11 protein-coding genes are annotated in these 14,522 nt (G+C 70.4%); 3 read left to right on the top strand and 8 right to left on the bottom strand.

Translation table 11 applies throughout. The features are described from left to right. Positions 1-53: 53 nt before the first annotated feature. Both ACFYXC_RS28650 and ACFYXC_RS28645 read left to right on the top strand, forming a co-directional pair. Positions 54-1,751, top strand: coding sequence for an ATP-binding protein (locus ACFYXC_RS28650; protein ID WP_389554738.1), 1,698 nt, complete (start codon positions 54-56; stop codon positions 1,749-1,751). After that, entirely contained in the window at positions 1,748-2,428 is a 681-nt protein-coding gene (locus ACFYXC_RS28645) for a response regulator (RefSeq protein ID WP_389554736.1), read from the top strand. The genes ACFYXC_RS28650 and ACFYXC_RS28645 overlap by 4 nt, the downstream gene beginning before the upstream one ends. A gap of 121 nt (positions 2,429-2,549) precedes the next feature. Here ACFYXC_RS28645 and ACFYXC_RS28640 read toward each other — a convergent pair whose 3' ends face one another. The 3 genes from ACFYXC_RS28640 to ACFYXC_RS28630 all read right to left on the bottom strand — a co-directional run bounded on the left by ACFYXC_RS28640 (position 2,550) and on the right by ACFYXC_RS28630 (position 6,962). Next, positions 2,550-4,142: a cation acetate symporter gene (locus ACFYXC_RS28640; RefSeq protein ID WP_389554735.1), complete on the bottom strand. Its 1,593-nt coding sequence runs from the start codon at positions 4,140-4,142 to the stop codon at positions 2,550-2,552. Next, positions 4,139-4,627, bottom strand: coding sequence for a DUF485 domain-containing protein (locus tag ACFYXC_RS28635; protein WP_389554733.1), 489 nt, complete (start codon positions 4,625-4,627; stop codon positions 4,139-4,141). The genes ACFYXC_RS28640 and ACFYXC_RS28635 overlap by 4 nt, the downstream gene beginning before the upstream one ends. Before the next feature lie 211 nt (positions 4,628-4,838). Beyond that, positions 4,839-6,962 (bottom strand): type IIA DNA topoisomerase subunit B, encoded by a 2,124-nt coding sequence (locus tag ACFYXC_RS28630; RefSeq protein ID WP_389554731.1) that lies wholly within the window; start codon positions 6,960-6,962, stop codon positions 4,839-4,841. 440 nt (positions 6,963-7,402) lie between these two features. Between ACFYXC_RS28630 and ACFYXC_RS28625 the strand changes: the two genes are divergently transcribed. Continuing rightward, positions 7,403-7,633 (top strand): hypothetical protein, encoded by a 231-nt coding sequence (locus ACFYXC_RS28625; RefSeq protein WP_107021495.1) that lies wholly within the window; start codon positions 7,403-7,405, stop codon positions 7,631-7,633. Between the two features lie 123 nt (positions 7,634-7,756). On the opposite strand, the gene ACFYXC_RS28620 is transcribed toward ACFYXC_RS28625, so the two are convergent. The 5 genes from ACFYXC_RS28620 to ACFYXC_RS28600 all read right to left on the bottom strand — a co-directional run bounded on the left by ACFYXC_RS28620 (position 7,757) and on the right by ACFYXC_RS28600 (position 14,438). Beyond that, complete coding sequence (locus ACFYXC_RS28620; protein ID WP_389554729.1) at positions 7,757-8,584, bottom strand: S1 family serine peptidase; 828 nt, start codon at positions 8,582-8,584, stop codon at positions 7,757-7,759. A 134-nt stretch (positions 8,585-8,718) separates the two neighbouring features. Then, a complete protein-coding gene (locus ACFYXC_RS28615) occupies positions 8,719-10,260 on the bottom strand; it encodes an RNA polymerase sigma factor (protein ID WP_389554727.1) in 1,542 nt (513 codons plus the stop codon). A gap of 430 nt (positions 10,261-10,690) precedes the next feature. Next, complete coding sequence (locus ACFYXC_RS28610; RefSeq protein WP_389554725.1) at positions 10,691-11,578, bottom strand: FadR/GntR family transcriptional regulator; 888 nt, start codon at positions 11,576-11,578, stop codon at positions 10,691-10,693. A 162-nt stretch (positions 11,579-11,740) separates the two neighbouring features. After that, positions 11,741-13,507 (bottom strand): ATP-binding cassette domain-containing protein, encoded by a 1,767-nt coding sequence (locus tag ACFYXC_RS28605; protein WP_389554723.1) that lies wholly within the window; start codon positions 13,505-13,507, stop codon positions 11,741-11,743. A gap of 172 nt (positions 13,508-13,679) precedes the next feature. After that, positions 13,680-14,438 (bottom strand): NUDIX domain-containing protein, encoded by a 759-nt coding sequence (locus ACFYXC_RS28600; protein ID WP_388908331.1) that lies wholly within the window; start codon positions 14,436-14,438, stop codon positions 13,680-13,682. Positions 14,439-14,522: the final 84 nt, after the last annotated feature.

Below are 14,522 nucleotides of genomic sequence, written 5' to 3'. Positions count from 1 at the left end.
TGCCCGCCACACCCCCTACGGACTCGCAGGCCGTGCCCCGTACCGTCATGGGTATGAGTTCCACCGCCCCTGTTCGACGACTCCGCCTCGGCATGCCCAGGCGGATGTTCTCGCAGGTGCTGCTGATGCAGGTGGCGATCGCCGCGGGAGTCGCCGTACTCGCGACGGGTCTGTTCCTGGCGCCCCTCAGCGACCAACTGGACGACCAGGCGATGCGGCGTGCGCTCGCGATCGCGCAGACCGCCGCGGCGCAGCCGCAGCTCGCCGAGGAACTCACGTCGACGCGTCCCTACGCGGACGGACCCGTGCAGGCCGAGGCGGAACGGGTCCGCAGGGCGAGCGGCGCCGAATACGTCGTGGTCATGGACATGCGTGGCGTGCGCTGGTCACACACCAACCCCGCCGAGATCGGGGAACGCGTCTCCACCGACCCGCGGCAGGCGCTGGCCGGCCGGGAGGTCATGCAGATCGACGACGGCACGCTGGGCCGCTCGGCGCGCGGCAAGGTGCCCCTGCGGGACGCCCGCGGTGACATCGTCGGCGCGGTCTCGGTCGGCATCGCGTACGACAGTGTGCGGGCCCGTCTGCTCCACGCGATCCCGGGGCTCCTCGCCTACGCGGGCGGGGCGCTGGCCGTCGGCGCGCTGGCCGCCTATCTGATCTCACGCCGGGTGCAGCGCCAGACCCGTGACCTGGCCTTCTCGGACATCGCCGGACTCCTGGCGGAACGTGAGGCCATGCTGCACGGCATCAGGGAGGGCGTCGTCGCGCTGGACCGCGAGGGCAGGATCCGGCTGCTCAACGACGAGGCCCGGCGGCTGCTCGGCCTCGGCGACGAAGCCGTGGGGCAGCCTCTGCACACGGCGCTCGGCGAGGGACGCACGACCGATGTGCTGGCCGGGACCGTCGGCGGAACCGATCTGCTCACCGTCCGCGGACACCGCGTCCTGGTCGCCAACCGCATGCCCACCGACGACGGCGGCGCCGTCGCCACCCTGCGGGACCGCACGGAGCTGGAGCAGCTGGGCCGCGAACTCGACTCGACCCGCGGTCTCATCGACGCCCTGCGCGCCCAGGACCACGAGCACGCCAACCGTATGCACACGCTGCTCGGCCTGCTGGAACTGGAGATGTTCGACGACGCCGTGGAGTTCGTCGGCGAGGCGGTCGGCGATCACCGGGCCACCGCGGAGCAGGTCACCGAGAAGATCCACGACCCGCTGCTCGCCGCCCTGCTGGTGGGCAAGGCCACTGTCGCGGCGGAGCGGGCCGTCGCCCTGCGGATCTCGGACGGGACGCTGTTCCCCGACCGGCTGGTCGACGCCCGGGGGCTGGTCACGATCGTCGGGAACCTCGTCGACAACGCGCTCGACGCCGTCGCGGGAACCCCCCACGCACGCGTGGAGCTCGAATTGCGCGCGCAGGGGCGTACAGCCGTGCTCAAGGTGCGTGACACCGGGCCGGGGATCCCCGCCGCGCAACGTGAGCTGGTCTTCACGGACGGATGGTCCACGAAGGAGCCACCGGCCCACCGCAAGCGCGGGATCGGGCTGTCGCTGGTGCGCCGGCTCGCCGAACGGCAGGGTGGCAGCGCGCGGGTCGCGGAGGCGGAGGGCGGCGGCGCGGAGTTCACGGTCGTGCTGCCGGAGGCACTGGCGGAGCCGCGGCTCGCGCCCGAGCCGGAGCACGGGACCCCGGCCGAGCGGGCACGGGGAAGAGCCGGCACGACGACCGAGGAGGGGCCACGGTGATCGAGGTACTGGTGGTGGACGACGACATCCGGGTCGCGCAGGTCAACGCCGCCTACGTGGAGAAGGTCGCGGGTTTCCACGTCGCGGGCCTGGCTCACTCGGCGGCGGAGGCACTGCGGCAGATGGAAGCGCTGCCCCGGCTGGACCTGGTGCTGCTCGACCACTATCTGCCCGACCGGACGGGACTCGCGGTCGTCCAGGAGATGCGGCGGCGCGGCGACCAGACCGACGTGATCATGGTGACCGCGGCCCGTGACATCACCACGGTCCAGGCGGCGATGCGGTACGGCGCCCTCCAGTATCTGGTGAAGCCGTTCGCCTTCGCCGGACTCCGCGCGAAGCTCGACGCGTACGCCGAGCTGCGGCGTACCCTCGACGGCGGCGGTGAGGCCGAACAGGCCGAGGTCGACCGCATCTTCGGCGCCCTCTCGGCCGGCACCGAGCCGAATCTGCCCAAAGGCCACTCCCCCACCACGGCGGAGGCCGTGCGGCAGGCCCTGGTGACCGCCGAGAGCCCGCTGTCCGCCCAGGAGATCGCCGACCGGACGGGCCTCAGCCGGCAGACCGCTCAGCGCTATCTGAAGCTCCTGGAACGCACCGGCCGGGCCACACTGAGCCTCAAGTACGGCGACGCGGGCCGCCCGGAACACCGCTACGTCTGGGCGACCCGGCCCTGAGGACACCGCTGGGCACACCGCCGGGCACGAGGCCGGGCGACGCGAGGCGGGGACGGTTGAGGACGGCCGAGGCGGGCCGAGGACGGATACGAACGGGCGCCCCCCAGAGGGCCAGGCCCTCTCAGACCGCCCCGGCTCCCGTGAGCGCCCGCACCTCGGTCTCCGCGTGCTTGGCCTCGTCCGGCGGTTCCGCCGAGGCGACCGTGCCGAGCCAGCCCGCGAGGAAGCCCAGCGGGATGGACACCAGGCCGGGATTCTCCAGCGGGAAGTACTGGAGGCCGGCGTCCGGGAACAGCGAGGCGGGACTGCCCGACACCACGGGTGACAGCACCACGAGCACCAGCGCCGGCACCAGACCGCCGTAGACGGACCACACCGCGCCGCGCGTGGTGAAGTTCCGCCAGAACAGCGAGTACAGCAGGACGGGCAGGTTCGCCGACGCGGCGACCGCGAAGGCGAGTCCGACCAGGAAGGCCACGTTCAGGTCGCGCGCGAGCAGCCCGAGCGCGATGGCCACGACGCCGATGCCGACCGCGGCGGTCCGCGCCACCGCCACCTCGCTGCGCGGTTTCCCACGCCTGCGGCGCAGTGACGCGTACAGGTCGTGGGCCACCGACGCCGAGGAGGCGAGCGTGATGCCGGCGACGACCGCGAGGATCGTGGCGAAGGCGATCGCGGCGACGATCGCGAACAGAACCGTTCCGCCGGTGGACGCCGCTCCGCCGCCCAGATCGAGCGCCAGCAGAGGAACTGCCGTGTTCCCGGCCGCGTTCGACCCGCGGACGGCATCGGTGCCGACGATCGCCGCCGCTCCGAAGCCCAGCACGATCGTCATCAGGTAGAACCCGCCGATGAGGCCGATCGACCAGACGACCGAGCGGCGTGCGGCCCGAGCGGTCGGCACGGTGTAGAAGCGCGACAGGATGTGCGGCAGCCCGGCCGTGCCGAGCACCAGGGCGAGGCCCAGACTGATGAAGTCCAGGCGCGCCGTCCAGTCCCCGCCGTACCGCAGTCCCGGCGCGAGGAACGATGTCCCGTGCCCGCTGCGCTCCGCGGCCGTACGCAGCAGTTGGTCGAAGTCTCCGTGGAACCGCAGCAGGACGAGCACCGTCAGCGCGATCGCCCCGCCCATGAGCAGGACCGCCTTGACGATCTGGATCCATGTGGTGGCCCGCATCCCTCCGAACGACACGTAGACGACCATGAGCGCGCCGACACCGATGACCGTCCAGGTCTGTGCCGCCTCGCTCGTGCCTCCCAGCAGCAGGGCGACCAGGCTGCCCGCCCCGACCATCTGGGCCACCAGATACAGAACGGACACGGTCACCGAGGAAGTTCCCGCGGCGATCCGCACCGGCCGCTCACGCATGCGTGAGGCGACGACGTCGGCGAGCGTGAACCGCCCGCAGTTGCGGACCAGTTCGGCGACCAGGAAGAGCACGACGAGCCAGGCGACGAGAAAGCCCACCGAGTAGAGCAGACCGTCGTAGCCGAAGAGCGCGATCAGCCCCGAGATGCCGAGGAAGGAGGCGGCGGACATGTAGTCGCCCGCGATGGCAAAACCATTCTCCATGGGCGAGAAGAGCCGGCCGCCCGCGTAGAACTCCTCCGCCGATCCGTGCCGGTGACGGCTCACCCAGGTCGTGATCCCCAGCGTGACGGCGACGAACACGCTGAAGAGCAGCAGGGCCAGCGTCTGGTGGTCCCCGGTCACCGGCCACCACCCGCGACGCCGCGTGTCAGCTCCTGGGTGTCCCAGCGCAGGTCGAGCGCGGGACGGTCTCTGCGCAGCCGCGCGTGCCGTGCGTACGCCCAGGTGAACAGGAACGTCGTGAGGAACTGTCCGAGCCCCGCGACCATCGCCACGTTCACCGCGCCGGCGACGGGCCGCGCCATGAAGGCCGGTGCCGTGGTCGCCGTCACGACGTATCCCACGTACCAGGTGAAGAAGACGGCGACGCCCGGGATCACGAACCTCCGGTACCGGCTGCGCACCTCCTGGAAGGCCGCACTGCGCTGCACCTCCAGATAGATGTCGGCGGCGCGGGCGCTGTGGTCCTGCCGCTCCCCGCGCGCGGGCGGCAGGATGGGGGCGGGTGCGCCCGTACCGTCCAGCTCGCCCCACCCGGAAGCGAGCGCGTCGTACCAGGGATCGTCGATCCGGACCTTTCCGGCGTCGGGACCCTCGTGCTTCTCCACCGAACTCTCCTTGTCCGCGGCCCGTTTCGGCCGCGTGCCCAAGGATGGACAGAACGGGAAGATCCCTGACTCTTCTCCCCCGCACTTCACCCCATCAGGTGACCCACCCCCCTGGTGGGCGCACAAGCCACCGCGCGAAGGCGTAACGGACCGCCGCGGACAGTCCCTGAGCCGGGGCCGGCCGGTACTCCGGCCGGCCCCGCCGGGTCGCCTACGCGTCGATGCGCGAGCGGTCCAGCGTCGCCGCGGAGCTGGAGATGAACTCCTTGCGCGGAGCGACGTCGTTGCCCATCAGCAGGTCGAACACCTGCTCGGAGGCTTCGAGGTCGGAGATGTTGATCCGGCGCAGGGTGCGGTGGCGCGGGTCCATGGTCGTCTCCGCCAGCTGGTCCGCGTCCATCTCGCCGAGACCCTTGTAGCGCTGGATCGAGTCCTTGTACCGCACGTTCTTCCGCTGCAGCTCGAGCAGCGTCTCCCGCAGCTCGCGGTCCGAGTACGTGTAGATGTACTTGTCCTGGCCCTTCTTCGGCTGGCTCAGCTCGATGCGGTGCAGCGGCGGCACCGCGGCGAACACCCGGCCGGCCTCGACCATGGGACGCATGTAGCGCTGGAAGAGCGTCAGCAGGAGGCAGCGGATGTGCGCGCCGTCGACATCGGCGTCGACGAGCAGGATGATCTTCCCGTAACGGGCGGTGTCGAGATCGAACGTCCGGCCCGACCCGGCCCCTATGACCTGGATGATCGCGCCGCACTCGACGTTCTTCAGCATGTCCGAGATGGACGACTTCTGGACGTTGAGGATCTTTCCGCGGATCGGCAGCAATGCCTGGAACTCGGAATTCCGGGCGAGCTTGGCGGTGCCGAGCGCCGAGTCCCCCTCGACGATGAACAGCTCGCTGCGCTCCACGTCGTCACTGCGGCAGTCGGCGAGCTTGGCGGGCAGCGAGGAGGACTCCAGAGCGGTCTTCCGGCGCTGCGCGTCCTTGTGCTGGCGGGCCGCGATCCGCGTGCGGGCGGCGGCGACCGCCTTCTCCAGGACGACGCGGGCCTGGGCCGCCGTGTCACGCTTCGTGGAGGTCAGGAACGCCTTGAGCTCCTTGGAGACCACGTTCGTCACGATGCGGCGGGCCGCGGAGGTACCGAGCACCTCCTTCGTCTGCCCTTCGAACTGGGGCTCCGCGAGGCGCACGGTCACGACCGCGGTGAGGCCCTCCAGGGCGTCGTCCTTGACGACGTCGTCCTCGGCGACACGCAGCAGCTTCTTGGCGCGCAGCACTTCGTTGACCGTCTTGGCGACGGCTTGTTCGAAGCCCGCGACGTGGGTTCCGCCCTTGGGTGTGGCGATGATGTTCACGAACGACTTGAGCGTCGTGTCGTAGCCGGTGCCCCAGCGCATCGCGACGTCGACGCCCAGTTCACGGGTGACCTCGGTCGGCGTCATCTGGCCGTGGTCGTCGAGGACCGGGACGGTCTCCTTGAAACTGCCCTGGCCGGAGAACCGGAGCACGTCGCAGACGGGCTTGTCGGAGGCCAGGTACTCGCAGAACTCGCTGATCCCGCCGTCGAAGCGGAAGGACTCCTCGCCCTTGCTGCCGCCCTCGCCGAGCCCGTACTCGTCACGGACGACGATGGTCAGGCCGGGGACCAGGAACGCGGTCTGGCGGGCACGCTGGTGCAGGTTGTCCAGCGAGAGCTTGGCGTCCTTCAGGAAGATCTGCCGGTCCGCCCAGTACCGCACGCGCGTGCCGGTGCGGGTCTTGGGGATCCTCTTGAGCTTGCGCAGCCCGGAGGTCGCGTCGAACGCGGCGTCGGCGCCGTTCCCCTTGAAGGCGCCGGGCGTCCCTCGGCGGAAGCTCACCGCGTGCGTGTTGCCGCCGCGGTCCACCTCGACGTCCAGGCGGGCCGAGAGCGCGTTCACCACGGAGGCTCCCACACCGTGGAGGCCGCCGGAGGCCGCGTACGAGCCGCCACCGAACTTGCCTCCGGCATGCAGCTTGGTCATGACGACCTCGACGCCCGAGAGGCCGGTTTTGGGCTCGACATCGACCGGGATGCCCCGGCCGTTGTCCCGCACCTCGACCGAGCCGTCGTCGTGCAGGGTCACGTCGATGTGGTCGCAGTAGCCTCCGAGGGCTTCGTCCACGGAGTTGTCGATGATCTCCCAGAGGCAGTGCATCAGACCGCGGCTGTCGGTCGAGCCGATGTACATGCCCGGGCGCTTCCGCACGGCCTCAAGCCCCTCGAGGACGAGCAGGTGCCGCGCGGTGTAGTTGGAACCGTCCCGGTCTGCTCCGGTCAGCAGGGCTGTGGACGGCACGGACGTCTCGGCGGTCACGCGGTTCGCTCCTCGCTGAATTTCATGTGGGGCCCTTTTGGGTAAGGGTCCGGCTTCGGTCACCGGTCCGAGGGTACCGACGCCTGGTAGAGCCGTTGTCACGCCACCCTCGTCCCAAACGCAGACTAGTCCAGAGTCGTATGGGTGTTCGATCCCTCGTTGGAGTGAAGTACATATCACGTTCCCTTCGAGGCATGAACCATTTAGGCTCCGGGCACGTCCTCAAGAACAACCGGCAAGCCAGCCGGAGGACTGAACCTGACAGAGTGCGAAACCCGTAAGACACGAAGACACGCAATACGGCTCATTCGCCGCCAACCGGCAGCAGACAGCCGACTCGGAAAGATTTTTTTCGAGGAAGAGCCACGAGCGGGAACGTTTTCGGCCTGGTTGGATGTTGACCCTGGTACGACAGCTCGTCGAGCTAGAGAAGAGGCGACGTGACTACTGTTCTGACCCCCGCGAGCCCGCTGACGGCCGCTGACCGCTGCGACCGTTGCGGCGCCCAGGCATATCTGCGCGTCGTCCTCCTCAACGGTGGTGAACTGCTCTTCTGCGCCCACCACGGGCGCAAGTTCGAGCCGGAACTCAAGAAGATCGCCGCTGAGATACAGGACGAGACGGAGCGCCTGACAGCCGCTCCGGCAAGCGCCAACGACGAAGAGCACTGACACTTCGCGCAGACGACGAGCCATATCCGGCACAGGCCGGTGAGCGGGCGGCCGCCCCTGACCCAGGGGCGGCCGCTCGTGCTCGTGTCCACGGATCCCCGCGACGGGACACCGCGGACACCCTCAGCGAGGGCCCTGACGGCCTCTCCTGAGCGCTTCGGCGACCCCCGAGACCCGCGTGTAGACCCCCGGGCTGCCGGCCCGCCCGCAGCCGCTCCCCCACGACACCAGACCGATCAGCCGCCCCCCGGCGACCAGTGGCCCACCGCTGTCGCCCTGGCAGGCGTCCCGGCCGCCGTCCGCCTCGCCCGCGCACAGCATGGAGCCGGCCAGGTACGTTCCGTCCGCGTCGCCGGGATACGCCTCCGCGCAGACGGCGTCGGGCAGCACCTGGACGCGCGCCGCCCGCAGGGTGCTCGCGTAGTCGCCGCTCCCCGTCGTGTCGCCCCAGCCGTAGACCGCGGCGCTGGTACCCGGCGTGTACGCCGCGTCCGTGGAGTCCGCCATGCGCATGACGGAACCGGCTTCCAGCGGCTGCTCAAGGGTGAGCACGGCGAAGTCACCGGCGTTCGTGTAGGTGTCGTACCGAGGGTTGATCCAGATGTCGCGGACCGCGATCTCACTGCCCCCGTCCGCTTCCAGGTCCCCGCGCCCCGCGACGATCCGCAGATCCCGGACCTGCCGAGGGGGAGCGCCCAGCACGTCCTCGGTCAGACAGTGGGCGGCGGTCAGCACCCTGGACCGGCCGATCACCACTCCCCCGCAGAACTGTCCCGAGCGGGTACCCCCGAACCGGTCACGACTGGACAGGGCCACCGCCCACGGGGTCGCGGCGATCTCGACCGGATGGCCGCCGATGACGACGTCGCCGGACGCGGCGGTCGGCGCCACCAGCGTTGTCACGGCCACCGTTGCCGCCACGGCCAGCGCTCCGGCGTAGGGACGACGCATACACGCTCCTCACTCGGGGTTGCCATACAACACCCAGAGTGATCCACCGGTCGGTGGCGCGCACCGCGCACGGACCGAGGGCCCGGCTCCCTGGACGGGAAAGCCGGGCCCTCGTGTCGTCCTACGGCCGTGGCCTAGTCGAGGTAGTCGCGCAGGACCTGCGAGCGCGAGGGGTGACGCAGCTTCGACATCGTCTTGGACTCGATCTGGCGGATCCGCTCGCGCGTCACGCCGTACACCTTGCCGATCTCGTCAAGGGTCTTCGGCTGGCCGTCGGTGAGACCGAAGCGCATCGAGACGACGCCCGCCTCACGCTCGGACAGGGTGTCCAGAACGGAGTGCAGCTGCTCCTGCAGGAGCGTGAAGCTGACCGCGTCGGCCGGGACGACCGCCTCGGAGTCCTCGATGAGGTCACCGAACTCGCTGTCGCCGTCCTCACCCAGGGGGGTGTGGAGGGAGATCGGCTCACGACCGTACTTCTGGACCTCGATGACCTTCTCCGGGGTCATGTCGAGTTCCTTGGCCAGCTCCTCCGGGGTGGGCTCGCGGCCCAGGTCCTGGAGCATCTGACGCTGCACGCGCGCGAGCTTGTTGATGACCTCGACCATGTGCACCGGGATACGGATGGTGCGGGCCTGGTCGGCCATGGCGCGGGTGATCGCCTGCCGGATCCACCATGTGGCGTACGTCGAGAACTTGTAGCCCTTGGTGTAGTCGAACTTCTCCACCGCGCGGATCAGACCGAGGTTGCCCTCCTGGATGAGGTCCAGGAAGAGCATGCCGCGCCCGGTGTACCGCTTGGCCAGGGAGACCACCAGCCGGAGGTTGGCCTCCAGGAGGTGGTTCTTGGCGCGGCGGCCGTCCTCGGCGATGATCTCCAGCTCGCGCTTGAGCTTCGGCGCCAGCTTGTCGGCGTTGGCCAGCTTGTCCTCGGCGAACAGACCGGCCTCGATGCGCTTGGCGAGCTCGACCTCCTGCTCGGCGTTGAGCAGCGGGACCTTGCCGATCTGCTTGAGGTAGTCCTTGACCGGGTCGGCGGTGGCACCGGCGGCGGCGACCTGCTGCGCCGGCGCGTCGTCCTCGTCCTCGTCGGACAGGACGAAGCCCTGGGCGCCGTCCTCGGTGGGCTCCTCGCCGGCGGCCTTGGCCGCGCCAGGAGTCTCCTCCGTCGCGTCGTCGTCGGCCGGCTCGGCGTCGTCCTTCTTGCCGGCGGTCTTCTTGGCCACGGCCTTCTTGGCGACGGTCTTCTTCGCGACGGCCTTCTTCGCGGTCGCCTTCTTGGCGACCGCCTTCTTGGCGGACGCGTCCTCGTCGGGGAGGTCCGCGTCGGGCATCACGGGCGTGGCGGTGGCGGTGGCCTTCTTGGCCGTCGCCGTCTTCGCCGCGACGGTCTTGGTGGCGGTGCGCTTGACGGGACTCTTCGCTGCGACGCTCTTCCGGGTGCGCTTGGGCTCCGCAGCACTGACCATCAGCGTCACACCCTCTTCCTCGAGGATCTGGTTGAGGCTGCGCAGTACGTTCTTCCACTGAGTGGCCGGAATCTGGTCAGCTTCGAAGGCCCGACGCACGTCATCGCCGGCGATCTGCCCCTCAGCCTTTCCCCGCTCAATGAGCGCCATGACAGAGACGGACTCGGCGATCTCCGGCGGGAGCGTACGGGATGTGCTGGCCGACACGAACAACCTCTCGGAACGTTGGAAAACGGCTTCCGGCCCCGTCCACTGCGGACCGGAGCCGACGACCGCCGACTTTGGAATGGGCCGACGGCGCGGGCGAGGGCCGGGAAGAGTCACAGCGCCTGGAGCGGCGCCCGTATTCCCTGCTCGGCTGTCACCTCTTAGGTCATCGCGCTGTCCCGAAGAGCGTTACGCCCAATCTGCGTGGCCCGAGTCACACCGCGTAATCACCCAAAAGCAGCCATATGCGGTCAGACGCGGTCAGAAACGGCCGACCGGCGTCGTCGGCCTCTCGTCGCGCCGTTCATCGCACCGCCGGGCCCCGACGGATCCTCCTGGGAATCCGGTGGGGCCCGGCGGCAGACCGTTCCTGGGCCTGGACATGCCACGCGGGGCAGCTGCTCCCGACCGCGCCACCCGGGGTACGCGATCAGTGCTCGCGCGGCGCGGGAACGACGCGCTCCACCTCGGGGTGGACGGTGAGCAGTTGCCGCATGGCCGCCTCCGCGCCCGAGGCGTCGCCCGCGGCGAGGGCGTCCGCGATGCGGGCATGGTGCGCGAGGGATGCCTCGTTCGGCCGGTCACAGCCCACGACCGGACCGCCGGAGACCTGGAGCGCGGCCGACACGATCCCGGAGAGGTGCTCCAGCATGCGGTTGCCGGCGACCTGGATGAGCAGGGAGTGGAACTCCGCGTCGGCCCGCGAGAAGGTGAGCGCGTCACCCTGCGCCAGCGCGTGGCCCATGATCTCGATCATGTCGGTGAGCCGCTGCTGGACCTCCGGCCGGCCGTGCCCGGCGGCGAGACGGGCGGCCAGCGGCTCGATCGTCCAGCGCAGCTCGCTCAGCTCACGCCGCTGGCTGTCGCGCTGCGGACCGAAGGCGCGCCACTCGATGATGTCCGGGTCCAGGAGGTTCCAGTCGCTGACGGGCCGTACGCGCGTGCCGACGTTGGGGCGTGCGCTGACCAGACCTTTCGCCTCCAGGACACGGAGCGACTCACGGACCACGGTGCGGGAGACCTCGAACCGCTGGCCGATCTCCTCCGGCACGAGCGGACGGTCGGCGCCCAGGTCACCGGAGACGATCATCTGACCCAACTGCTGAACCAGTTGGCCATGCAGGCCGCGGCCTCGACTGCCGGCGGTACGTCGGCCCACGCGCCCCAGGTCCTGGTCCGTGGTGTCCCACACGGAGGCGCCGAGACGGTCCGCGCCGGACGTCTCCGCATAGGGGTAGCGATCGAGTTCGCCCGGTCCGGCGAGGCCGGAGTCTGCGGAACGGGCGGCTGTCATCATGGCGTGCGCAAGGGTAGTCACGGATCCTTTGTCGGCGTCGCCTCCAACTCCCTTGAGGTCTTTGGTGAAAAGCACACGAAAGGGTGATCGCTCACCGCGTCGCAATTGACGCCTTTTCGGAAGGAAGTGGGCGTTCTGCGCGGAGTTGCGCACACGAGGGGAACACACGTGCATGGACGGTCGTCATCGGACCCTGCTCCGTAGGGTCGTGAGCAGATATGCGCAGAGCAGAGCCGTGAGAGACAACATCAGTGCGCCGCCGACGGGTTGAGAGATCACTCCTGCCACGGCGGCGAGATGGTGCTCGCCCCCGAACGGCCACCGCACCAGCACGAGCTCGCGCAGCCGGTTCGAGAACCCGGCGGCCGTCCGAACCGACGGCCCCTCCAGAACAGCTTGTACGACCGGCACGACGAGGATCGGTACGGCGAGGACCGCCGCGAGTCCCGCGGTCGTGGAACGGAAGATACCCGCCGCCAGCACTCCCGCCCACGCACAGCCGGCCACGAGGCCGATCCAACTCGCGCCCTGTGCGATCCAGTCCGCGGGAACTCCGGTCAGCTCCCGCCCGTACACGAGGTACAGCAGTTCGGCGTTCACGCCCACCCCGACGAGCGCCAGCGTCAGTGCGGTGCCCGCGGCGACGACGAGTTTGGCGGCCAGCAGCCCCAGGCGGCGCGGGACGGTACCGCGGTCCGCGGCCAGGGCGGGATGCCGGAACTCGTCCCCGAAGGCGAAGGCGCCGAGCAGCCCCGCGCCGAGCGCCGCGGGCGGCAGAGGAAAGTCCCGCGGCCACGCAGCGAGCAGCCGTGCCTGTGAGGTGTGTCCCGCCCTGGCCAGCAGGACGGAGATGAGGGCGGAGGCGACGACCACGGCGGCCGCGGTCAGCCAACCCGTGCCGACACCCGTCGCACGACGCAGCTCGTACCGCAGCGGACGCAGGGGGCCCGTGCCGGGGCGGACGGTGATGGGAGGCGGGAGGGGCGACGGCTCGCGCGCGCCCTGCGCCTGCGCGGTCCCTGCGGGCGCCGCGACCTCGCCGGGATCCGTCTCGGCTTCCTGATGTACGGGCACCGGTCCCATGTCGCCGACCTCGTCGGCGAGTTGGTGTACGAGGATGCCGTGCCGATAGGCGGCCTCGCCGACCTCGGCGCAGGTGCTGCCGTACACGGAGAGGCGGTTGCCGTCCTCCTGCACGACCTCGACGGAGTGCCGGGCGGTGCGGGCCTCCTTGGTCAGCAGAGCACCGAGCCGGACGGCGTGCGGGCTGCGGACGGCGACACGTGGCCGCAGCCGGGTACGCGAGAAGTCCGCGACCTCCTGGTCGGCGACGAGCCTGCCCTTCTCCAGCGTGACGACGCGGTCGGCGGTCCGCGCGGCTTCCCTGGGGTCGTCCGTGGCGAACAGTACGGTCCCGCCCGCATCGGCGTGAGCACGCAGAACTCCGTGCAGCCAACGGCTCTCGCGGGCGGAGAGTCCGTCGGTGGCACCGTCGAGCATGAGCGTGTGCGGATCGGCGAGCAGGGCACAGGCCAGCCCCAGACGGCGGTCCATGCCGCGCGAGAGCGTGCCCAGTCGTTCGTCGCGCAGGCTGACGAGGCCCATCACCTCCAGGACGTCGTCGGCACGCCGCGCGGGGACGCCCGCCGCGGCGCACAGCATGCGGAGTTGGCCTCGCACCGTGCGTGCCGGATGCCCGGGAACGTCACCCAGGAGAACGCCCACCTCGCGCGAGGGGTGGGCGACCCGGTGCAGTGGGCGGCCTCTGAAGTAGGTGATCCCGCGACCCTGTTGGAGTTCGAGCATGAGCCGCAGCGCGGTCGTCTTGCCCGCGCCCGGGGCTCCGAGGAGCGCCGTGACACGGCCCGCGGGCGCCTCGAAGGAGACGTCGTCGACAGCGGGGGGAAGCTCCTTGCGGGCGTTGCTGGTCAGTCCGATGGCCTGGATCATCCGAAGCAAGATAGCGCGATATGCACCGATTTACGGGCACCTTGGGCGTGCCAGGGCGCAGACGCCGTGCCGGACCGGCCACTTGGCCGTGGCCGGACCGCGGCCCGAGAAACTCCCATCGGCCCCTATCGGCCGCCACCGGCCTCTGGGCGGTGTCAGACCTCGGGGGGTGTCAGACCTCGGGGCGGAGCATCGGCGGGTTGAGCAAGGTCGCGCCGCCGGCGCGGAAGAGCTGGGCGGGGCGGCCACCTTGCCGGGTCGTCGTCCCGCCCGTGGGGACGAGGAAGCCGGGCGTCCCCGTCACCTTGCGGTGGAAGTTGCGCGGATCGAGCGCCACGCCCCACACCGCCTCGTACACCCGGCGCAGTTCGCCGACCGTGAACTCGGGCGGGCAGAAGGCGGTGGCCAGCGACGAGTACTCGATCTTGGAGCGGGCCCGCTCCACACCGTCCGCGAGAATCTGGGCGTGATCGAAGGCGAGCGGCGCGGCCTGCTCTCCGTCACGGCCGTAGCCGCTCTGGTGCAGCAGGTCCTCGACGGGAGCCCACCGTGCGCTGTTCGCGTCCCCACCCGCCCTCGGCGCGGGCAGGTCGGGCGCCAGAGCGAGATGCGCGACGCTGACGACCCTCATCCGCGGATCGCGCTTGGGATCGCCGTAGGTCGCGAGCTGTTCCAGGTGCGCGCCGTTCACCTGTGCGGGAGCGTCCGGGTCGTGGGCGCACAACCCGGTCTCCTCCATCAGTTCCCGTGCCGCGGCCTGCGACAGATCCTCGTCCGGCCGCACGAAACCGCCGGGCAGCGCCCATCGCCCCTGGAAGGGCGGCTCACCCCTCCGTACCACCAGCGCGCACAGGGCATGGCGACGCACGGTCAGCACGACCAGGTCGACGGTGACGGCGAACGGCGCGAAAGCTGACGGGTCGTAGGGCATGCCGCGATCATAGTCGTCTGCCTGACGATAAACACTCCCTTCACCAGTCGCGTACGTGGCCGATCCTCGGCCCTCCGCACGGCC

Source organism: Streptomyces sp. NPDC002701 (genome assembly GCF_042889045.1).
Classification (GTDB): domain Bacteria; phylum Actinomycetota; class Actinomycetes; order Streptomycetales; family Streptomycetaceae; genus Streptomyces.
This window is presented reverse-complemented; position numbering and strand designations above follow the sequence as displayed.

Excerpts from the sequence above, each read along its gene's own strand:
- ACFYXC_RS28650 (WP_389554738.1), top strand. The coding sequence starts at position 54 with ATGAGTTCCACCGCCCCTGTTCGACGACTCCGCCTCGGCATGCCCAGG.
- ACFYXC_RS28600 (WP_388908331.1), bottom strand. The coding sequence starts at position 14,438 with ATGCCCTACGACCCGTCAGCTTTCGCGCCGTTCGCCGTCACCGTCGAC.
- ACFYXC_RS28605 (WP_389554723.1), bottom strand. The coding sequence starts at position 13,507 with ATGATCCAGGCCATCGGACTGACCAGCAACGCCCGCAAGGAGCTTCCC.
- ACFYXC_RS28620 (WP_389554729.1), bottom strand. The coding sequence starts at position 8,584 with ATGCGTCGTCCCTACGCCGGAGCGCTGGCCGTGGCGGCAACGGTGGCC.